General features: G+C 36.4%; 20 protein-coding genes. 14 read left to right on the forward strand and 6 right to left on the reverse strand.

The annotated features are described in order from the left end of the window. Positions 1-10 precede the first annotated feature (10 nt). Genes A5819_RS11470 through A5819_RS11480 form a run of 3 tightly spaced genes read left to right on the forward strand, consistent with a single transcriptional unit; the run spans position 11 to position 3,676 of the window. Positions 11-2,092, forward strand: a complete 2,082-nt coding sequence (locus tag A5819_RS11470) for a BglG family transcription antiterminator (RefSeq protein WP_086278915.1) — start codon at positions 11-13, stop codon at positions 2,090-2,092. A 1-nt stretch (position 2,093) separates the two neighbouring features. Further along, positions 2,094-2,528 (forward strand): PTS sugar transporter subunit IIA, encoded by a 435-nt coding sequence (locus tag A5819_RS11475; protein WP_086278916.1) that lies wholly within the window; start codon positions 2,094-2,096, stop codon positions 2,526-2,528. Next, positions 2,525-3,676 (forward strand): mannitol-1-phosphate 5-dehydrogenase, encoded by a 1,152-nt coding sequence (locus A5819_RS11480; protein WP_086278917.1) that lies wholly within the window; start codon positions 2,525-2,527, stop codon positions 3,674-3,676. The genes A5819_RS11475 and A5819_RS11480 overlap by 4 nt, the downstream gene beginning before the upstream one ends. Positions 3,677-3,733: 57 nt before the next feature. Here the strand turns inward: A5819_RS11480 and A5819_RS11485 are convergent, their stop codons facing one another. Beyond that, positions 3,734-4,921, reverse strand: coding sequence for a toxic anion resistance protein (locus A5819_RS11485; protein ID WP_086278918.1), 1,188 nt, complete (start codon positions 4,919-4,921; stop codon positions 3,734-3,736). 281 nt (positions 4,922-5,202) lie between these two features. Next, entirely contained in the window at positions 5,203-5,868 is a 666-nt protein-coding gene (locus A5819_RS11490) for a 5-bromo-4-chloroindolyl phosphate hydrolysis family protein (RefSeq protein WP_176271417.1), read from the reverse strand. 274 nt (positions 5,869-6,142) lie between these two features. On the opposite strand from A5819_RS11490, the gene A5819_RS11495 reads away from it, so the two are divergent. From A5819_RS11495 to A5819_RS11520, 7 genes are all read left to right on the forward strand, one after another. After that, positions 6,143-6,838 (forward strand): hypothetical protein, encoded by a 696-nt coding sequence (locus tag A5819_RS11495; RefSeq protein WP_086278919.1) that lies wholly within the window; start codon positions 6,143-6,145, stop codon positions 6,836-6,838. A gap of 199 nt (positions 6,839-7,037) precedes the next feature. Further along, positions 7,038-7,622, forward strand: a complete 585-nt coding sequence (locus tag A5819_RS11500; RefSeq protein WP_086278920.1) for an NUDIX hydrolase — start codon at positions 7,038-7,040, stop codon at positions 7,620-7,622. Then, entirely contained in the window at positions 7,619-7,915 is a 297-nt protein-coding gene (gene macP, locus A5819_RS11505) for a cell wall synthase accessory phosphoprotein MacP (RefSeq protein ID WP_086278921.1), read from the forward strand. The genes A5819_RS11500 and macP overlap by 4 nt, the downstream gene beginning before the upstream one ends. Before the next feature lie 16 nt (positions 7,916-7,931). Continuing rightward, positions 7,932-8,624, forward strand: a complete 693-nt coding sequence (locus tag A5819_RS11510) for a 5'-methylthioadenosine/adenosylhomocysteine nucleosidase (RefSeq protein WP_086278922.1) — start codon at positions 7,932-7,934, stop codon at positions 8,622-8,624. A 27-nt stretch (positions 8,625-8,651) separates the two neighbouring features. After that, a complete protein-coding gene (locus A5819_RS11515; RefSeq protein ID WP_086278923.1) occupies positions 8,652-9,200 on the forward strand; it encodes a cysteine hydrolase family protein in 549 nt (182 codons plus the stop codon). A gap of 179 nt (positions 9,201-9,379) precedes the next feature. After that, a complete protein-coding gene (locus tag A5819_RS19840) occupies positions 9,380-9,508 on the forward strand; it encodes a hypothetical protein (RefSeq protein ID WP_254907320.1) in 129 nt (42 codons plus the stop codon). Next, the gene (locus tag A5819_RS11520; RefSeq protein WP_254907310.1) at positions 9,487-10,479 is read left to right on the forward strand and encodes a low temperature requirement protein A; all 993 of its coding nucleotides are present in this window, start codon (positions 9,487-9,489) and stop codon (positions 10,477-10,479) included. Before A5819_RS19840 ends, A5819_RS11520 begins: the two co-directional genes overlap by 22 nt. A 43-nt stretch (positions 10,480-10,522) precedes the next feature. Here the strand turns inward: A5819_RS11520 and A5819_RS11525 are convergent, their stop codons facing one another. The 4 genes from A5819_RS11525 to A5819_RS11540 are packed head-to-tail and all read right to left on the reverse strand — an operon-like array spanning position 10,523 to position 12,433. Continuing rightward, positions 10,523-10,996, reverse strand: a complete 474-nt coding sequence (locus A5819_RS11525; RefSeq protein WP_086278924.1) for a GNAT family N-acetyltransferase — start codon at positions 10,994-10,996, stop codon at positions 10,523-10,525. Beyond that, positions 10,987-11,262: a GIY-YIG nuclease family protein gene (locus tag A5819_RS11530; RefSeq protein WP_086278925.1), complete on the reverse strand. Its 276-nt coding sequence runs from the start codon at positions 11,260-11,262 to the stop codon at positions 10,987-10,989. The genes A5819_RS11525 and A5819_RS11530 overlap by 10 nt, the downstream gene beginning before the upstream one ends. Continuing rightward, entirely contained in the window at positions 11,252-11,986 is a 735-nt protein-coding gene (locus A5819_RS11535) for a tRNA1(Val) (adenine(37)-N6)-methyltransferase (protein WP_086278926.1), read from the reverse strand. The genes A5819_RS11530 and A5819_RS11535 overlap by 11 nt, the downstream gene beginning before the upstream one ends. Positions 11,987-12,016: 30 nt before the next feature. Next, positions 12,017-12,433 (reverse strand): GNAT family N-acetyltransferase, encoded by a 417-nt coding sequence (locus A5819_RS11540; RefSeq protein WP_086278927.1) that lies wholly within the window; start codon positions 12,431-12,433, stop codon positions 12,017-12,019. A 158-nt stretch (positions 12,434-12,591) separates the two neighbouring features. Between A5819_RS11540 and A5819_RS11545 the strand changes: the two genes are divergently transcribed. From A5819_RS11545 to A5819_RS11560, 4 genes are all read left to right on the forward strand, one after another. Then, a complete protein-coding gene (locus A5819_RS11545) occupies positions 12,592-13,212 on the forward strand; it encodes a 1-acyl-sn-glycerol-3-phosphate acyltransferase (protein ID WP_086278928.1) in 621 nt (206 codons plus the stop codon). 199 nt (positions 13,213-13,411) lie between these two features. After that, positions 13,412-14,551, forward strand: a complete 1,140-nt coding sequence (locus tag A5819_RS11550) for an exonuclease SbcCD subunit D (protein ID WP_086278929.1) — start codon at positions 13,412-13,414, stop codon at positions 14,549-14,551. 1 nt (position 14,552) lies between these two features. Next, positions 14,553-17,696 (forward strand): AAA family ATPase, encoded by a 3,144-nt coding sequence (locus A5819_RS11555; protein WP_086278930.1) that lies wholly within the window; start codon positions 14,553-14,555, stop codon positions 17,694-17,696. A 20-nt stretch (positions 17,697-17,716) separates the two neighbouring features. Next, positions 17,717-20,914 (forward strand): DEAD/DEAH box helicase, encoded by a 3,198-nt coding sequence (locus A5819_RS11560; RefSeq protein WP_086278931.1) that lies wholly within the window; start codon positions 17,717-17,719, stop codon positions 20,912-20,914. The last annotated feature ends 42 nt before the right edge of the window (positions 20,915-20,956 follow it).

The raw sequence follows: 20,956 nt of genomic DNA on the forward strand, positions 1-20,956 counted from the left end.
GGAGAATTCCATGTATCTTTCAGCACGAGCTCGACTAATCATGGAACAGCTGTTAACAAGTAATCGTTCTGTTTCAATCAACGAACTAGCAGAAGATCTAAGTGTTAGTCACCGAACCATTCGACGTGATTTAAAGGAAGTCGAAAGTACACTGACTTCTTACCAACTTACGTTAGCAAAAGAGCATGGAATTTTATCCTTAATAGGTCTTGATTCTGATAAGCAACGCTTCCGTTGGCAATTGATGGATTTATCTTATAACGATTATAGTCCAGAAGAACGCCAACAGAAAATTCTTAAAGTTCTTTTAAAAGAAGAGTCAGTAAAATTAGTCGGACTAGCCAATGATTTAAGTGTTACGATTTCAACAATTAGTAATGATCTAACTAAAATTGAAGAACGATTACCAAATACAGTCAAAATTGAAAGAAGAAGAGGATTTGGTGTCTCTCTAAAAGCGAATGAAGTGCAAAAAAGACAGTTGATGAGCGAGCTTTTTGGGCAGCAATTTCCAGATTATCGTTTACTAAAATTTTTCCAAGAAAAATCTCGAGATCATACCACGAATGAATGGGTGGAAGATCGTTTACTCGATTTAGTTAGTGAAACGTTATTAAAAAAAGTGGAGCGCAGTGTTAAAAGCTGGCGCAATAACAATATAGAGGGAATCAATGATGAAGCTTATGCGAATTTGATCGTGCATATTTCGATTTCAGTTGAACGAATGATCGCAGGTAATTTTATCCAACCCAATGGCACTGGTGAAAAAATGACACAATACCCCGAGTTTACAGTAGCCAAAAACATGTTAGCTAATATTTTGGATATGGAAGCAGAATTCGTACCAGATGGTGAAGCGGCCTATGTTACGACGCATCTGAGAGGGGTTAAAAGCACTGAAAGTACAGTATATTTCTTGGAAAATGAAGAACTGGAAATCATGATGTTCGTCAAAAAATTAATTGCAAACGTTGAAGCAGAATTAGGTCAAAAATTACCAAAAGAGCTTTTAACAAAAGGATTGATCGCTCATTTACGGCCAACATTAAGACGATTAAAACAAGGTATGCGTATTTACAATCCCTTGATTCAATCAATCAAGCAAGACTATGAAGCTTTGTTTAAAGTAGTCAGACGAGCATTTGATCAAGTCTATCAAGACAAGAGTGTACCAGATGAAGAAATCGGGTATTTAGTATTACATTTTGGGGCAGTGTTGTTGCAATTAGAAAGTGAAAACAGTTTTTCTGGGTTGGTTGTGTGCGCTAGTGGCATTGGCACCTCTAGGATGCTTGTTACTCGATTACGGCAACGAATTCCTCAATTAAAAAAATTAGAAACAGTCTCTTTATTTGAGTTAGGGAAAAGGAAAGCTGAAGGTAAATACACTGTCATTATTTCTACGATCGATCTAGGTCAGGTAGATTTTGATTATTTTTTAGTTTCACCTATTTTGACGGAAAGAGAACTTTCACAAATCAGTGTTTTTTTGAAAAGTTTACACAGTGGGTATCATAAAAAAATTGCCCAAGAAGAGCAAGCAGTGCAGCTAACCTTGCTGGAAGCCACTCATTTTTTAGAACAGCAGAAAATGTTCACATCAATCGTTTTAGCAATTTTAAAGAACTTTAACTATTCTAAGTTAAATGAAAATGTAAGAACGATGGAAGATACGGTTCGAGTTATTTGTACGCAATTGTTAGAAAAAGTGCCAGGATTAGATGTAGAGTCATTAGTCAGTACTTTTTTACATGATGGGAATTGGAAAGCTTTTGGCATTCCAGATACAAAAATTGGACTGTTCCACGCTCGCAATGAATCAATCAAAGAACCATTTTTTCAATTGTTTTCATTAGAGCAGTCTATTCTCATTAAAACAATGGATCATACAAGAATACCTGTTGATCGAATCGTTTTACTTTTAGTTCCTGAGAAATTTTCACAAGAAGGCTTAAAAGTGATCAGCTATATCAGCACCTTATTTGTAGACGATCAACAAATGATCCAACTTTTGGAACATGGAGCGAACGAAGAAATCACATCCTATTTTGTTCAAAAATTATTATCTTATTTAGAAATGAGGAAAAAATAATATGATGACATTAAAAAAAGACGATATATTATTACAACAACATTTTTCAAATAAAAACGAAGCTATCCAAGCAGCAGGAAAACAATTATCGAATCAGGGATATGTATCGGTTGATTATGTTGAAAAGATGATTGAACGCGATCGTCTAACAACTACTTATATCGGCAATATGGTAGCAATCCCTCATGGAACCGACGATTCAAAATCGTTGATCAAGCAATCTGGGATCGTTGTTTTACAAGTGCCGGAAGGTGTGGATTTTGACGGAAATCAAGTGCGATTGATTATTGGAATCGCAGGCTTAGGTGATGAACACTTAGCGCTTTTATCTAGTATTGCATTAGTTTGTGCCGAGATGGAGAACGTACATCAATTGATTGCCGCTGGGACCAAAGCAGAAATTATCGATCTGTTTAAAGAAGAGGTGATCGCATGACAAAATTAGCTGTTCATTTTGGTGCTGGTAATATTGGGCGAGGATTTATTGGGTGGTTGTTGGTTCAAGCAGGTTATAAACTGGTATTTGCTGATGTGAATGAAACAATCGTAGCTCAAATCAATGAGCAAGGAGAATATGAGGTTATTTTGGCGAATGAGGAACAAGAGCAGTTTACTGTTCAAGGAATCAAGGCCGTTAATAGTATAACTGAAACTGAAGAGTTAGCGACTTATATTAGCAAAGCTGAGATAATAACAACTGCGGTCGGGCCAACAATTTTACCAAAATTGGCAGAAATCATTGCCAAAGGGATCGAGCTAAGAAAAAATGAGCAACACTATTTGACTGTGATTGCTTGTGAAAATATGATTGGGGGTTCTGAAATTCTTCGATCAGCCGTGTGGCCACTTTTATCTACTGAGGCTAAAGAATATGCGAATGAATTTGTTGCATTTCCTAATTCTGCGGTAGATCGGATCGTACCAAACCAGCATCATAAAAATCCTTTAACTGTAACGGTAGAGCCATTTTATGAATGGGTAGTAGAAGCGCCTATGAATAAAAGTCATGCACCAAAAATCGCCGGATTAAACTATGTGCCAGATCTAACGCCTTATATTGAGCGGAAACTATTTACCGTTAATACAGGTCATGCTGTGACAGCCTACTTTGGGCATATGCGAGATATAGAATCAATTGAAGATGCGATCCATAATGAAAAAGTGCTCTTTATCGTACGTAGTGCTTTGGAGGAGACGGGGGCGTTATTAGAAAAAAAATTTCAATTTTCCCACCAAGAGCACCAAGCGTATATCGATAAAATTATTGAACGTTTTAAAAATCCCTATGTTTCAGATTATGTAACTCGCGTCGGCCGCTCTCCAATTAGGAAAATTGGCGAAAATGATCGGTTTATTCAACCGGCGAGACAATTTGTGGAAGCCTTTAATGAAACACCAAAAGCGTTGGCGATTGCGATTGCGGCAGCAATGAAATTTGAAGAGCCAACAGATGCCGAAGCATGCGCATTGCAAGAGGCGATTAAAGAGCAGGGATTGGATCAAGCGATTGAACAGTACACTGGATTAAAACCATATACAAAATTATTTGAAAAAATTCGCACATCTTATCATGAATTAGTCTAAAAACATAAGCGTGAGGCAAAACTAAAGATAAGTTTTGTCTCACGCTTATGTTTATCGTTATTGAGTTAATTCTAATAATTTACTCTTCAAATCTTCTTCCATATGTCCTAATTCAATTTCAGCTGCTCGGCGTTTTTCTTTACCTTCTTGCTGAATTCTTAGGGTTTCTTGAATTGTTTCAACTAAATCATTTTGTGTTTTTTGTAATGTATCAATGTCAACGATACCACGCTCATTTTCTTTAGCAGTTTCGATGGCAGAGATTTTAAGCATTTCAGAATTTTTCTTCAATAGGTCATTGGTTGTTTCAGAAACTTGGCGTTGTGCTGTAACAGCATCTTTTTGACGTAAGAGTGTTAAAGCGATGACCACTTGGTTTTTCCACAGTGGGATGGCAGTATTGATTGACGCTTGGATTTTTTCTGCCAATGCTTGGTTTGTATTTTGGATCAAACGAATTTGTGGTGCTTGTTGGATTGTGATTTGACGTGCCAAGCGTAAGTCGTGTGTTCGTTTATCTAAACGATCTAAAAATTGGGTGTAGTCATTCGCAATTTGAACATCCATCTGATCGCCTGAGACTTCAGCTTTTTTCATGGCTTCGGGAATAATGGTGGTTTGTAATTCTTCCATCTTCAATTCTCCAGCAGCAATATAAATATTCAACGCATCAAAATAGTCTTTGTTTTTATTATATAATTGATCCAACATTAAGTTGTCTTTTAAAAGACCATTTTTTTCATGATCTAACTTGATTGAAATTTTATCGATTTGAGCACCGATTTTTTGGTATTTTGCAGTGATTTCAAAAACAGATTGTTTAACTTTTCCAAGCATTTTTGAAAAGAAATTTCCTTCACCAGCTCTAAGCTGATCAGGGTTTGCTTCGCTTAAACGATACATCAAATCAGTCAATGAATCACCGACAGGTCCGATATCTTGTGCTTGTACATGATTTAACATTGATTGTGAAAATTCACTTAGCTTTGTTTGTGCGGCTGATCCATACGTGATAACTGCTTGCGAATCTTGAACATCGATTTTTGAAGCAAGCTCTCTTGCTTGAGCTTGTCTATCAGCAGGTAGTTTATCAACTAAACGTTCAGCAACTTGTTGATCTTGTAATGCAGAAATTTCACTCTGTTGAGTCGTAGTCAATGAGTCAACAGGGGTTGAAAAGGGATTATTTAATAAATCATCCAGTGTATCATTCACTGGTGTTACATTTTTTGGGTCATTTTCCATTCTGAGTCCTCCTAAATTTAAAAGCGTAGCGGGCTCGTTCAACTCTGACAGGAAAATAGGAAAAATCGATTGTGGTGCTTTTTGCCACAAACTATTTTTATCTTTTTCCCGAAGAGTTAGCCCGTGAAGCTAGGTAACATCCGGCAACAACGTTCTTTTCAGTCATCTTGACCTTGTACCAAGTCTTTTCGTACGGCGAGTAATCGCAGGAGCAATCAATATCAGCTCATAACGTTATTGTATTTCTTGGCATGTTTCAAAGCAAAAGTGAAACAAAACGATTATTCTTGATGATTGTTACCTTCATTATCTCTTTTTAAGCTATTTTTAGCAACAGAAATCTCAACATCTAAGTCTTCTAAATCCTCTGCTACAAACTGTTCATAGTCTTTTTTGATCAATTTAGAGACTTGATCGATGATTTGTGCACTTTCCTCTAACTTTTCATAAGTTTGTTTATTTTTGATCTCATGATCATCGATTTCCAAGTATTTGCTTGTTAAATCAACTAAGTTAGGTAGGTGAGTGTAAAGAAAGTGATTCGCTAAATGCAATTTTTTTGGTTCTTTCACTAATTCTTTAAACAATGCTTTTGAAACTCTTAATGTATCATTGCGTAAGTCGATCGCTCTTAATTTAGTAGAGGCATTCATATTCTCTTGTAGCTGAACGATTTGTTTCTTGGTAATGTTCATTGTATCACGGAAAAAATCGATTTCCTGATCGGTCATTCCTAAACTGGCATAATGCTCTTCTTTAGTTTTCGTAAGGTTAGGCAGTGGATCTTCTGTTTTTCCAGGCTTTTTCTTTGATCCGACAAAAAATAAAATCAATAGGATCAAAAGAGCCACAGCAATAACTGGTGTATGGATACCAGTGACAAGGCGCAAAATTAAACCTACTAAAAATAAACCTGCAATTATTATGAACATGTTTCTATTTCTCATTTAAATTCCCTCCAATCATTCATTCCATCGAAAGTGGTTAACCTTCGCTACATAAGTTATTTTAGCACATTCTGATATAGAAAGAATATCAGTCCAAAGGTTGATTTTGATATTTAGAGAAAATGTAAGAAATGACAAGGCAAAATCGTGTTTTTTCCTACTTTAGATGTAGAATGAACTAAATTGTTCACAAAAAAGTCAAAAGAAAAAAGAGAAAAAATTAAAAACGTGAGGTATAATGAAAGGTAACGATCTGGATAAAAGGAGAAACATTGTGAAGAAAATAAAAATCATGACACTACTGTTGGTTGGCTTGTTGGTCACAGGCTGTTCTGGACGTAAAGTTGAAGAAGAAGAAGATTTCGATGCTTATCGGGATCAAACTAGTTCTAGCGTTGAGGAATCAAGCTCATATAGTGACGATGAAGTATTCTATGAACCACGCGATAAAACAAAAACAAGCGATACTGTTGATGAGAATAAAACAGCTACTGAAACAACCCAAGATTTATCAAAAGAGGCTAAGGGCAAGATAGAGGTAGTCAAGACTAAAAATGGTAATTTTAAAATAGAATTGACGGATGGCTGGCAAACTGTTGAGGCAAAAGAGTTAAGTGATAATGCCGATGTTAGTTTGAAAAATGCGGTGAATGAAGAATACTATATGGTATTGAGTGAAGCTAAAAAGGATTTTGCCAACTTTGATGCTTTCAAGAGTTCTGTTGATCTATCTGATTTAGGTGAGATCAAAGATGAAAAAAAAGAAGAGATTAAATACCATGAACTAAAAGGTGAACGTCGTAAGTTTACTGCGAGTAAAGATGGTGTCGAGGTTTATTATATCTATGATTTAATGGAAGGGAAAGATCATTATTTACAATGTATCAGTTGGACATTAGATAGTAAGAAAAGTGATAATGAATCTGATTTAATTAAAATCATGAACTCTCTAGCCGAATTAGAAAAATAATAAAATGATTGAAGATCAAGATCTTTAGAGAGCGATAAAACTAGATTCTTAGTTTTATTCCTCTCTATTTTTCTTAAATTGATTAAATAAACTCAAAAAATACCTCGATAGAATCTATAAAGGATTCACAAAAAGACCGATAAGTGATAAAATTTCAAAATTAGGGTATGATATATCCGTAGAAAGATTGGTGAACTGCATGATGAACTTTGAAGAGTTTGAAGAAAAGACGATTTCTAGAAAAGAAATATTTAAAGGTAAGATCATTGACGTTGTTTTAGACGAAGTCCGCTTACCAAATGGAGAAACTGGTACTCGTGAATTGGTTTTCCATCCAGGAGCGGTTGCAGTCATTCCGATTACAGCCGATCATAAAATGATCATGGTCAAACAATTTAGAAAACCGATGGAAAAAATTCTTTTGGAGATTCCTGCTGGAAAAATCGATCCTGGTGAACAACATCACCCAAAAGTAACAGCAGAACGGGAATTAGAAGAAGAAACTGGTTATCGGGCTAATAAATTTACCTTTGTAACGTCGATGTACGTTTCGCCTGGGTTCGCTGATGAACTCCTTCATATTTATTATGCAGAAGACTTAGAAAAAGTGCCTAATCCTCGTCTTCAAGATGATGATGAAGTTTTAGAATTATATACACTAACACTGGATGAAGCAAAAGCAGAAATCGCCAGTGGCTTGATTTGCGATGCAAAAACGATATTTGCTGTACAGTATTGGGAACTGCAACAATTAAAAGAGCTGCTGAAGGAGGATAAACGATGAGTAAAGGTCCGCTGGTCACTCGGACAGAATTACGGAAACGAAAAGAAGAAGAAGAAAAGGCCGCACAACGAATATTTGAGCAGGAACAAAAAGAAGCGGATAAAGAGTATCGTAAAAAAGAAAAGGAAATCTCGAATTTTTATCGAAAAGAACACAAGAAGCAAAAAGAAATAACCAAATCACGCTCAAATGAGCAAACAAAAATTCGCGAACGTAGTAATACGCTGACCAAAGCGATTATTGTTGTGGCAATTTTGTTGGCTATTGTACTATTTATAGTATTGAATTTATAGAAAAGAGGATGTCACTATGAAAATTGGAATTATCGGCGCTATGGATCAAGAAGTAAAAATTTTAAAAGAGAGCTTATCTGATATGCGTTCTTGGGAAAGAGCTGGTGCAGTATTCGTTTCAGGTTCTTTAGGTCGTCATGAAGTGATCGTTGTCCGTTCAGGTATTGGAAAAGTGTTATCAGCTGTGACAACAACATTATTGATTCATCAGTATGGTGTGAACATGGTGATCAACACAGGGTCTGCTGGCGGTATCGGTCAAGGTTTAGCTGTAGGTGATGTCGTGATTGCCGATAAATTAGCTTATTTTGATGTAGATGTCACAGGATTTGGCTATAAACTAGGTCAATTACCAGGTATGCCGTTATATTACGAATCAAGCGATTATTTAAAATTAGAAATGAAAAAAGCGGCTGAAAAGACAGGTATGTCGATCCGTCATGGATTGATCGTAACTGGGGATTCATTTGTGAATGACAAAGAAAAGGTCAAAGAGATCATCAACGAATTTCCTGAAGCATTAGCTTGTGAAATGGAAGGTGCAGCGATCGCTCAAGCAGCGGCACAATTCAATATTCCATTTTTAGTTGTTAGAGCAATCAGTGACACAGCTGACCATGAAGCGTCACAAACATTTGATGAATTTATTGAAGAAGCAGGGGAAAAGTCAGCTCAAATGGTGATTAATTTTGTAGAACATCTTGTTTAGTCGATTCTATTAATTGGAGGTCTTAGAATGAAGGCATTGATTTCGATTGATTATACGAATGATTTTGTTGCGACAAAAGGCGCTTTGACCACGGGAGTTGCCGGACAAGCGATTGAAGAAGCAATCGTAGCGGTGACAAAAGCGTTTACTCAAAATAAAGATTTCGTTGTTTATGCGATTGATAGGCACGACCAAAATGACCCGTATCATCCAGAAAATGCTTTGTTTCCACCTCATAATCTTGCGAATAGTTCTGGTCGAAATCTGTATGGGAAACTTGCAGAAGTCTATGAAAAAAGTCGTGAAAATGCTAATGTTTATTGGATCGATAAACGCTACTATTCAGCTTTCAGTGGAACTGATCTAGATATTCGTTTACGAGAAAGAGGTATTTCAGAAGTTCATTTAGTGGGTGTTTGTACAGATATTTGTGTATTGCACACCGCTGTGGATGCGTACAATTTAGGGTATAAAATCGTGATCCATAAACATTCGGTTGCAAGTTTTGATCCAGTAGGTCACGAATGGGCTTTGAACCATTTTAGACAAACCTTAGGTGCAGAAATAATAGAATAGCAATGTCGTTTTTTCTCCCCTTTTTCGGATTTAGAGCCCTGAAACAAAACTGATGATAAGTCTTGTTTCAGGGCTCTTTTTTTTGACGACAAAAAGTCACTATTTTTGTATTAACTAGACCAACGCGATTATAATAAAAATAAACGATGATAACTATCAATCAGAATGGACGTGATCGAATGCAGGTATTAAAAAAAGAGGTTTCCGAATTCGAACTGTTTTATGATTTGATTTTGCTTATGCCATTAGTCGTATTGCAGCAATCTTGTTTGTTGATGCAAATCAAGTGTTATCTTTCCAAAGCCTAGGTGAATTTTTAATGTTGACGCTGGTATTTTGGACAATTTGGACCTATCAAACCGTTTTTGCTAATCGTTTTTCTATCAAAAATAAGACCAATGCATTGTTTTTATTTTTTGATATGTTCTGGGTAATGGTTTTGGCTCAATCAATCAATGTGGATTTTGAAAAGACCCATTTTACTTTTGCCGGAGCTACATCGATCTTATTTTTTAGCATTGCATTACAGTATTATTTAAAAATGAGAAGTACAGAAGATCTTGTGGTCAAAAAATTATGTTATCAGCTGGCAATTATTTTATGTGCAAGTGGGTTGATCGGTTTTATTACCATTTTACCTTGGGGGACCTATGCAATTCGCTTTACCGTATATGCTTTTTCAATTTTTATTACAGCCTTTTTCCCAATTGTAATGAAAAAAGCGTTAGAAGATTTTCCCACGAATTTTAGTCATTTGACGGAACGTTATAGTTTATTTACGTTATTATTATTTGGTGAAGCAGTGATTGCTGTAGCGAGTATGTTTGCCTTTAATAAGATAAGCTTTGGTAGTGTTTTGTTCTTTCTGTTAGTTGTGGTGATGTTTCTCTTTTATAATGCTGTATACAAATCAGGGATTGACCGGAAAAAGTCGACAGCTGGCTTAGTATTGATCCATTCTCATTATTTTGTTTTTGTTGGTTTGGGGCTGTCGATCGTTTTATATGAAAATTATGTAAATGGCGAAATTCAACCGCTATTCTTTATTTTATGTTTGGCAGCAAGTTTGGTATGTTTCTTAGGTGGAAGCATTGTGAATATGGTTGTTTATAGTAAACGAGAGCATAACTATCTTCCGTTTATTAGTAAAAGTGTCTTGTATTTTGTAGCTTGGATCGTGGCAAGTTTACTACTACAAGATTTTATGGTACCATTTTTATTTGTTAATATTGTATTTCTGCTATTCTTACTTTATAAAGTTAAACAAGAGCTTAGATAGATGCGCTATAAAATCCTCCGTTGAATGAATGACGGAGGGTTTTTTAACGTCGCTTTTCCATCCGAATATAGCCGTTCTCATCTTCAATGCCTTCAGCATGTTTTAGCTGATACCCTAAATGTAGATAAAATTCTTTGGCAGTTCTAGATGCAGGAACTTCGATGCGATGCGCTCTAAGATAAAATTCATCTTGTTCAAGGTACTTCATAATAACTGAACCAATCCCTTGTCCATGGAATTCTGGTTGAACAAACAGACTCAAAATAATACTTTCCGTTTGACTATTCCAAAATGGACAAATCGTTTCTGTACCGACTAGAGTACCATTTATTTCAGCTACATAAGTATGACCAAATATTGCTTGAGTAGAAATTTTTTCTGGCGTGTATTCAGCAGCTAATTTGTGCATCTGGACAAGTGGATAGTCGTTGCTGTTTATTTCTAAGAAGTTTCTTTTTAAGAGTAGGGAAATTTTAGTCGCATCATTATTGTTGAATGGTCGAATGATTAAGGCCATTTTTTTACTCCTTTCTCTCTTAAATAAGCAATTTTATGCTTTCTTGTTAATTTTTTAAAAGCATATTCTGCTTTAGTCGCATCACTACGGCTAGTGAATTTTTCGACATGGATCATTTTAGCAGGTAAGCGGGAGGAAAGCCGTGTGTATTTTGCCCCTGTACCACTATTATGTTCTTGCAATCGTCGCGCGGGATCAGTTGTGTAGCCACCATAAAAAGTATCATCTTTGCAGTGCAGTACATAAAAATAATGATCAGTTTCCATACAACATCGCCTTCATTTCTGGTGAGTAGTTATTTTGTTCATCATACGTGAACAAGGGTGGTAAAACCCGAAAGCCGTCTTTTTTCCCTTGTTTGATTCCTTCAATCAATAAGGTATTTGCTTCTTTACCGACTTTAGGATAGACAAAACGAACTCGTTTGGGTGCAATATGGGCAGATTCCATTGCGTGTAAAATGTCTAAAAAGCGATCAGGACGATGAACCATTGCTAAACGGCCATTTGTTTTTAGCAGTTTTGCAGAGACTTCAACGACTTCGGTTAATGTAGTATGAATCTCATGACGAGCGATTGCTAAATGAGGATTCGGATTTTTTTGACTAGTAGGCAGCTCTTTGAAATATGGTGGATTACACAAAACTAAATCAACTGAGTCTGGTTTAATTAAGGTAGTTGCTTGTTTTAAATCCAGTTCAACCATCGACAGTTGCTCTTCCAATTGATTTAGTTGAATACTTCTTTGACCCATATCCGCTAGACGCTCCTGCAACTCGATTTGCGTAATTTTTGCATTGGTTTTGCGACTAGCAAATAAACCAACGGCTCCATTTCCAGCACAGAGATCTACAATATTGCCATTTTTAGGATATGCTGGGAAATTTGCTAGTAAGACAGCATCAATGGAAAAAGAGAAAACTTCTTTGCTTTGAATGATTTGAATATCATCTGCAAATAGTTGATCGATTCGTTCGCCTGGTAATAACATGTATGATTCATTCCTTTAATTTTTCTTGTGTTAAATTTGCTTAACTAAATAATATTTTGTGGTTCCAACAAAAGGCGTATCAGCTAGTTGTCCAAAAACGTGATAGCCCTGTTTTTCATAGAATGTTTTTGCTTGATAATCTTGAGTATTGATTGTGATAAGCGCTGCGCCTTCTTGTTTAGCAAAAGTTTCGGCTTTTTTTAGTAACTGTGTACCATAGCCTTGATGACGGTATGATTTGCTGAGTGCTAGTAGTGAGATATGGGTAGCATTCATCCATTTATTCGCTGTAATGCCACCGATATATTGATTACCATCATAAAGTGCTAGGGAAAATACTCTATTTTCTTCGACAGGAACTTTTTTGACTTCTACTTGATTTTCAGAAAGTAAATCAATCAGGCAAGCTTCGTTTTCCGTAATAGCGAGTGGTTTAAATTCGATCATAGGTGGCACCTCCAGTTTTTCATAACACTCTTTAATGGAACATAAGATATCCTTATATTATACTACGATTAAGATACAGAAGAAACCTATGAAAAAGACTTGTCAAAAGCAACAGTTTTCGGCATACTTATAGCTAGTGAAAAGAAAGGAAGAAGACTATGTTTTTTACGTTTATGCGTGGCGTTGTCCGGGTTGTTTTATTGATTATCAACGGCAATGCACACTATGAAAAGAAAGACCGTATTCCTCAAAATGAAAATTTTATTTTAGTTGCTCCTCATAGAACCTGGTGGGAGCCGTTATATTTAGCGGTTGGCGGATCACCAAAAAAGTTTAGTTTTATGGCGAAAAAAGAATTATTTAAGAATCCATTTTTAAGTTTTATTTTAAAACATGCGAATGCTTTCCCAGTAGATCGGGAAAAACCAGGTCCAAGTGCCATCAAAACACCTGTGAAAAGCTTAAAAAATACTGATTTAAGTTTAGTGATGTTTCCAAGTGGAACACGTCATTCGTCTGAGTTAAAAGGCGGCGTTGCCTTGATTGCCAAAATGGCGAAGGTGCCAATTGTTCCTGCAGTATATCAAGGACCATTAAAATTGAAAGATTTATTTAAACGTCGTCGTGTGACCGTTCGTTTTGGTGAGCCGATCGATGTAAGTGATATTGCTAAGATGGATAAAGAGGGGATTGCAGAAGTTGAACGTAGAATGCAGGCTTCTTTTGATACTCTAGACAAAGAAATCGATCCTGATTTTAAATACGAAGTACAAGAATAGAACATAACGAATCAAAACAAGCATAGTTTTGGTTCGTTTTTTTGATTAGCTCGATCGTTAATCAAGTTTCAAATTAATCAAATTTAGACCCGTTAAGACCTAATTTTTTTACAGTAATTAAAATAGGATACATTTGAACAATAAATTTCTCCATAAATTTGGTATAATAGTAAGAAGGACTTTTTTAGGTGGTGGGAAAATGCGTTTTTTACATACAGCAGATTGGCATATTGGTAAAAAATTACATGGCTATGATTTATTAGAAGAGCAGACCGATGCATTCAAGCAAATTTTAATGATTGCTAAAGAGGAAAAAGTGGAGGCAATCGTTGTTGCGGGCGATTTGTATGATCGTTCAGTTCCTTCAGTAGAAGCAATCGAGGTCTTTAATCGGATGATCGTAGAAATGAACTTGCAGGAAAAATTTCCTGTGTTGGCAATTTCTGGAAATCATGATAGTAGCACTCGTTTAGAGACGGGAGGACCATGGTTTATTCAATCGGATTTCCACTTGAACACTCGCTTAGATCAAGCGTTTCAGCCAGTGGAACTGGCGAATACACAATTTTTCTTATTGCCATATTTTGAACCAATTTCAGCTCGTTTGTACTTTGATAATGAAGAGATTCGGACGATTGAACAAGCAATGAAGGAAGTCATTGCAGCAATGGAAAAACAATTCAAGCCTAATATGGCCCATGTTTTGGTTAGTCATTTTTTTGTCGCTGGCAGTGAAAAGTCTGATTCAGAGACCAAACTGATGGTTGGTGGTTTAGATACAGTCCCATTGTCATTATTAGAATCATTTGATTATGTCGCATTAGGCCATTTGCATGGGAAAAATGCGTTGCAAGCTGAAAATGCTCGTTATAGTGGATCCCCACTAAAATTTTCTTTGTCAGAAATGAACCAGAAAAAAGGGGTTTGGATCGTTGATACTCAAGTAAATGAAACAACATTTGAGTTTAAAGAGATTACACCACTGAGAGATGTGTTGCAAATAGAAGGTAGTTTTAAAGAGCTGACGACACCAGAAATTTATGAAGCGATCAATCGTGAAAATTATTTACATATTCAATTAACAGATCGAGCTGTGATTCCAAATATGATGAATCAGCTACGGCAAGTTTATCCGCGAGTGATCGGTGTTGAGCGTCTATTTGGAAGAGAAGAGCAACAAAAAAGCAATCAAGCCAAAAAAGAGATCAAAACCTTGGCGCCAACAGAGTTAGTTGACCAATTCTTTTCAGAAGTAACGGGAGAGGAATTGACGGCACAACAACAGGTATGGATCAAAGAAAATCTAGCAGATATTCATCAAGCAGAAAGAGGGAAATAAGTTGAAACCATTAGCACTAACATTGAAAAACTTTGGACCTTATATTGATGAAACAATCGATTTTACTAAATTTGAAGATTCATCTTTATTTTTAATCAGTGGAAAAACAGGTTCTGGTAAAACTACGATCTTTGATGGGATGAGCTATGCTTTATTTGGCGAAAGCTCAGGGAAATTACGGCAAGGAAAAGAAATGCGTTCAACGTTTGCTGATCCATCGGAGCCGACAGAAGTTCATTTGGCTTTTTCTCATGGCGATTATTTTTATGATATCACGAGAAAGCCAGAACAAGAGCTGTATAAAAAACGCGGTGACGGTACTAGGACTCAAAGCGCAAAGATTTCATTGATCGTTAAAGATCATGCTGGCAAAGAGCTGAGAGAGTACACGAAAAGACGAGAAGTTGATAATTTTATCCAAGAGCTTCTACATTTAGATGCGACTCAATTTGCGCAGATCGTTCTTTTACCACAAGGAGAATTCCGCACCTTTTTGATTGCCAATAGTAATGATAAAGAGAAAGTTTTGCGTAACTTGTTTGGCACGCAATTGTATCAGACCTTAAATGAACAGCTAAAGCTACAACTAAAGGCAGTTAATAAAGACATTGAGGGAACACAGCAGACGATCCAAGCAAAATTGGATCAATTATATTGGCAAGAGCCATTGTCGGAAGAATTGACGGTAGAACAACAATTAACCGCATTAGCTCAGCAACAAGCAACACTAACCAAGCTACAGGAAACTGAAAAAACTGCGTTATCCAGTTTGCAAAAACAAAAACAGCAAAAAGAACAAGAAAAGTTTGCTTTAGAAGAACTAGCTAATGAATTTACAAAGCAAAGCCAACTAAAAAAACAAAAAGAAGAGCTGGATCAAGCGGCCATTATGATTGAAAAGCTACGCTCAGAAGAGCAACAACTTCAATGGGTGCAAAAGCATCAAAGCATGATTGAAAAAATCGATGAAAAAGCCAAGATGATTTCAAACTATGATCAAGAACTGAAAACGAATCAGACTGAGCAAGCAACACAGTTGCAATTGATCGGGCAATGGGAACAAAGGCAAGAAGAAAATCTTAATCAAGCTACTGAAATGAATGCTTTAAAAGAACAAGTAACCAAGCTGAAATTTCAACTTCCTTTATATGAGGAAAAGGAAAAAGTAGCAAGCAAGATTGAAAAAGTTCGTTCTGAGTTGGACATATTAGCAACTCAGCTTACAGCAATCAAGAAAATCCAAGAGAGCGCTGAGCAAACCTATCAAAAGGAACTTGCAGTTATCGAAGGAAAAGCACAAATTGAAAAAAATCAATTGGAACTGGAGCGACAACAGGATCAGTGGTTGATTTTTTTGGAGAGTTGGGAAAAACAGCAACAACTTGAAGCAAAAACGAGCACCACTATAGAGCAATTAACCGCAAAGGAAGCAGAACTAAAAGAAGCGGTGCTTGAAAAAGAGGCGATCTACCATCAAGTTGCGCAACAAAAAAGTCAGTGGGCTAAGATGCAAATTAGCCGTTTAAGTTTATTTTTAGTAGATGGAGAGCCTTGCCCAGTCTGTGGCTCCATGGAACATCCAAGTCAAAAAGAACATCAAGAGTTTACATTAGAGGAAATTCAATCGATTGAACATCAACTCGATGTAATTGAACAGACTGCTCAAAAACAAGCAGCGACTGTTGCTAAATTAGAAACTCAAGCGACTCAAATGAAGCTTGCTGAACAAGAATTACAAAAGGAATTAACTCAACAAAAGAGCAAGGTTAGTTCATTATTTGAAAAACTACAAGAAAAACAAGTCATTACGTTACAGGCACCGTTAAATTCAGAAGAAATCGACCAAGTGACCACTGATTTAAACAGTAGAGCTGACCAACTCAAATTTGAATTAGAACAAATCAAAACTGCTGAAGCTAGCATTATTGAGATAGAAAAAACAGTTAAAGAGCAAGAACAAAAAGTTCATGAACAAGAAAAAATCGTTATTGAAAAACAGCAAGAGCAAGCAACCAATCAAACAAAACTAAAAACAATCTCAGAACAATTGAACGATGAAACACTTTCCTTAGCTGAAATAACAGAAAAACAAGAGCAACTTGAACAACAAGTTGCACAGTGGGAACAACAAAAACAAGAAATTGAAGCTCAACTAGCAAACGCAAAAGAGCGTCGATTATTACTAAAAAATAGTGAAGAACACCTAGAAAAAGAGCAAGCGACAAACCTAGCTGAAAAAATATCATTAGAGCAACAGTTGACTAAAGCGTTAAAAGAGTCAAGCTTTGATTTAGACGAGAAAGTTGTACGAGTTTTATTGAGAGAAGTCCCTAAATTAGAAGCTATCAAAGAAGAACTAACTGCATTTGATAAAAAAAAGGATCAGCTGACATTTCAATTGATAGAACTAGAAAATAAATTGGCAAATAAAGCGAAACCAGAGCTAACAAGTTTGCTAGAGGAAATTGAAGCATTAACAATCTCGCTTCAAACGAAAGAAGCTAATTATTATCAACAACAAGAAAAAATCCAAGCAAACGAAAAAATTCAAAAACAAGTTAAAGAATTGATCGCTTCAATCGAACAGCAATGGGAATCAGTGACAGCTTTGCATCAATTGGCAACCACTGTCAATGGGGATAATCCCAGAAAAACTAGTCTTGAAAGATACGTGCTACAGACCTATTTGGAAGAAGTTTTAAAAGTTGCAAATCAGCGTTTAGGCTTATTGACGAAAAATCGTTATCAATTTGAATTGAATCAGGATTCTGGGAGTTTTAAAAATCAAACGGGGCTTGAAATCAATGTGTATGACGATAATGCAGGGAATGCACGTAGCGCTCATACTTTGTCAGGTGGGGAAAGCTTTATTGCAGCCCTAGCATTAGCCTTATCTCTTGCAGAAGTAATTCAAGAGCAAGCTGGTGGTGTTTTAATCGAAGCGCTCTTCATTGATGAAGGGTTTGGCTCTTTAGATGAAGAAGCCTTGGAAATGGCGATGGAGGCATTGGAAACAATCGAAAACGAAGGAAGAATGATCGGTATTATTAGTCATGTAAGTGAATTAAAAGCGAGAATTCCACAACAGTTACAAATCAGAACAAGTGGAAACGGTCAAAGTCAAGTGACCTATCAAACGGCTTAAAGAGCCTAGGAGGTGAGAACATGAAGTGGAGTATTCCAGAGCGAATTGTTGAACGAGGTCGAGAATATATGAAAGAAGGCAGAGTCCTGTCAGTTGTTCAAGACTCTGAACGTAAAATATGGCATGCAGAAGTCTTAGGCAATGAACTATATCGAGTGCAATTAGACGGTACAGCCAAAGAAAATGATATTTGTGAATGTCCTTATTGGAAGGATCATGGTTATTGCAAACATACAGTTGCCGTCGAATTATATTTACGTCAAAAAGGAACTGCTCGAATCATAAAGGCAGATCAACCTGTTACATTTGAAAAACGGACTTTATCAATCTCAGAAATGTTTACGAAAGGTTTCGCCAAACTAAATCAGTTAGAGGAAAAAACGACTATTACACCATTGACTGTTGAGTATATCGTTGATGTAATTGAAACAAATAGTTATTATCCTGAATTGGCCGTTTTAGGGATTTCATTACGACTTGGTTACCAAGGCGTTAAACCGAAAACCTATATTATTAAAAATATCGGTGAATTTTTCCAAACTTTTCAAAAAGAAGGCACTTTTTTGATCAATAAACAACATCATTTTGATTTAAAGAAAGAAGCTTTTCCAATTGGAAATCAGGAGTTGTTAGAGCAATTAGCAGCGATTTATCAAACAAGTCAATTATTAGGTGCCAATGGACTTCAAGTTAAAGGGAAGATCGATAAGCGATATCTCGTTTTACCAATCGATCAAGGTCAAACACTACTTGAAAAAATGAGTAAAACCCCTCATTTTCAATTAAATGATGAAGGTAAAAAATATCGACATTTGTCCTTTGTAAAAGGAGCTTTACCGATTTACTTTAGTCTGAATAAGCTAGAAGATAACCATTATCGACTAACGATCGATGACCAGTTGACTACCTTTTTAGCCCATTATCAATGGGGCTTTAGTCAAGAGCAAGTTTTTATTTTTACGCAAGAGCAAGAAGCAATTTATACGACATTACTGCAATTATTAAAGCGTGTGGAAAAACCAGAGATTCTTTATGAAAAAAATGAATTATCTGATTTATTTGGTTCAGTCATTCCTTTGCTGAAAAAAATTGGAACAGTTTCTGTTAGTGATGTGGTGGCAAAAGAAGTGGTTTATCATCCTTTAGAAACGATTTTCATTTTCCGTAAAATCAAAGGAATGATCAAAGTACGGGCAGATTTTACCTATGGAGCAGTCGTCTTTTCAACTGATAAAGAACATTCAGTTGCATCAGATGATAATCAGGAGGTCGTGCGCGACAGTAAGAAAGAACAAGAAATTTTAGAGCAATTAGCAGCTTTTGGTTATCAAAAAACAGTAGATGGCTATGAAAAAGCATTACCAGCCGGTGAACGATTGTACTACTTTTTCAAAGCAGAAGTACCGACTTTTCGACGTTTGGGAGAAGTTCGAATGGGCAAAAAACTACGAGAACTGTATTTAGATGCCGCCCATCATCAACCATTGATTGAAGTGTCTGATTCAGATTCTTGGCTAGATGTTCGTTTTGATGTCACAGGTATCGCTGAACAAGAAATCGATGCGGTACTGGCCAGCTTATTACGTAATGATCGTTTTTATACGTTGGAAACCGGAGAAGTCTTATCATTAGATTCGGAAGAATTTCAACAAACTAGTGAAGTCTTAACCATGTTGAGGCAGAATATGAAAAACGTTCAAGGAACGATCCAAGTACCACGAAACCAAGGACTGATGATCGAAAATATGTTGGAAAACAATAGTCGTGCGCATTTTTCAGATTCTTTTAAAGAAATGGTTTCAAATTTGACTCATCCCGAAGAGTTTGCAGCAACATTGCCTGAAAATATTCAAGCGACGCTTAGAACTTATCAAATAGATGGATTCAAATGGTTAAAAATGCTTAGCTATTATCAATTTGGCGGTATTTTAGCGGATGAAATGGGGCTGGGGAAGACTTTACAAACGATCACCTATTTATTGTCTGAAAAAGAGGAACAAAAACAAAAAGGGGCCGCGCTGATTGTGGCACCTGCTAGTTTGATTTATAACTGGGCAGCGGAAATCAAAAAATTTGCGCCAGCATTACAAGCCGAAGTTGTTGCTGGAAATAAATCAGAACGTGAGTGGCTAGCCAACCAAACGGGCTTAGACATTGTGATTACTTCGTACGCTAGTTTAAGACAAGATATCGAGATGTATCAAGCTTTAAATTTGGGTTACTTGATTTTAGATGAAGCTCAAATGGTAAAAAATAGTGCGACAAAAACAGCACAAGCACTAAAAAGCTTGACCGTTCTTCAACGCTTTGCCTTAAGTGGGACACCAATCGAAAATAATATCGATGAATTATGGTCGATTTTCCAAATGATCTTGCCAGGATTATTTCCATCTAAAACCTTGTTTAGATCGATGAAACCAGAAGAAATCGCCAAAATGATCCAACCGTTTATTTTAAGAAGAGATAAGAAAACGGTACTGGCCGACTTGCCTGATAAAATTGAAAGTAATTTGTACAGTGTTCTGACAGAAGAACAAAAGACAGTTTACCTGGCTTATCTGAAACAAATGCAAGAAGATGTCAGTCAAATGGACCAAGATTCCTTCAAGAAAAATCGTTTGAGCATTTTAGCTGGTTTGACTCGTCTGCGCCAAATTTGTTGTGATCCTAGTTTATTCATTGATGATTATACAGGTGGCTCTGGAAAACTAGAGCAAGTTAAAGACTTACTAGTAGCGGCTAAAGAAAATAATCGACGAGTATTACTTTTTTCACAGTTTACAAGTATGTTGTCGATTATCGAAGAAGAATTAACTGAATTAGGTTTAACGACCTTTTATCTACGAGGCAGTACAAAACCAAAAGAACGGATGGCAATGGCGGACGCATTCAATGCAGGTGAAAAAGATGTCTTCTTGATTTCATTGAAAGCTGGGGGCACAGGATTAAACTTAACGGGTGCTGATACCGTGATTCTTTACGATTTATGGTGGAATCCAGCAGTAGAAGAACAAGCGGCTGGACGCGCCCATCGAATCGGGCAAAAGAATGTTGTTGAAGTCTGGCGCATGATTGCTGAAGGAACTGTTGAAGAAAAAATGGATTCCTTACAACAAGAAAAGCGTGAGTTATTCCAAAAAGTAATTCAAGGAAATGAGGAGCAATTAGCCAAAATGACGGAAGACGATATTCGAACGATTTTGAGTATTGGTGAATAAAAAGAGCTTGTAGCATACCAGTGGTATGCTACAAGCTCTTTT

This window comes from Enterococcus sp. 7E2_DIV0204 (assembly GCF_002140855.1).
Taxonomy (GTDB): domain Bacteria; phylum Bacillota; class Bacilli; order Lactobacillales; family Enterococcaceae; genus Enterococcus_L; species Enterococcus_L lemimoniae.

Coding starts and splice junctions, on each gene's coding strand:
- A5819_RS11470 (WP_086278915.1), top strand. CDS start 11: ATGTATCTTTCAGCACGAGCTCGACTAATCATGGAACAGCTGTTAACA.
- A5819_RS11475 (WP_086278916.1), top strand. CDS start 2,094: ATGATGACATTAAAAAAAGACGATATATTATTACAACAACATTTTTCA.
- A5819_RS11480 (WP_086278917.1), top strand. CDS start 2,525: ATGACAAAATTAGCTGTTCATTTTGGTGCTGGTAATATTGGGCGAGGA.
- A5819_RS11485 (WP_086278918.1), bottom strand. CDS start 4,921: ATGGAAAATGACCCAAAAAATGTAACACCAGTGAATGATACACTGGAT.
- A5819_RS11490 (WP_176271417.1), bottom strand. CDS start 5,868: ATGAGAAATAGAAACATGTTCATAATAATTGCAGGTTTATTTTTAGTA.
- A5819_RS11500 (WP_086278920.1), top strand. CDS start 7,038: ATGATGAACTTTGAAGAGTTTGAAGAAAAGACGATTTCTAGAAAAGAA.
- macP (WP_086278921.1), top strand. CDS start 7,619: ATGAGTAAAGGTCCGCTGGTCACTCGGACAGAATTACGGAAACGAAAA.
- A5819_RS11510 (WP_086278922.1), top strand. CDS start 7,932: ATGAAAATTGGAATTATCGGCGCTATGGATCAAGAAGTAAAAATTTTA.
- A5819_RS11515 (WP_086278923.1), top strand. CDS start 8,652: ATGAAGGCATTGATTTCGATTGATTATACGAATGATTTTGTTGCGACA.
- A5819_RS19840 (WP_254907320.1), top strand. CDS start 9,380: ATGCAGGTATTAAAAAAAGAGGTTTCCGAATTCGAACTGTTTTATGAT.
- A5819_RS11525 (WP_086278924.1), bottom strand. CDS start 10,996: ATGGCCTTAATCATTCGACCATTCAACAATAATGATGCGACTAAAATT.
- A5819_RS11530 (WP_086278925.1), bottom strand. CDS start 11,262: ATGGAAACTGATCATTATTTTTATGTACTGCACTGCAAAGATGATACT.
- A5819_RS11535 (WP_086278926.1), bottom strand. CDS start 11,986: ATGTTATTACCAGGCGAACGAATCGATCAACTATTTGCAGATGATATT.
- A5819_RS11540 (WP_086278927.1), bottom strand. CDS start 12,433: ATGATCGAATTTAAACCACTCGCTATTACGGAAAACGAAGCTTGCCTG.
- A5819_RS11545 (WP_086278928.1), top strand. CDS start 12,592: ATGTTTTTTACGTTTATGCGTGGCGTTGTCCGGGTTGTTTTATTGATT.
- A5819_RS11550 (WP_086278929.1), top strand. CDS start 13,412: ATGCGTTTTTTACATACAGCAGATTGGCATATTGGTAAAAAATTACAT.
- A5819_RS11560 (WP_086278931.1), top strand. CDS start 17,717: ATGAAGTGGAGTATTCCAGAGCGAATTGTTGAACGAGGTCGAGAATAT.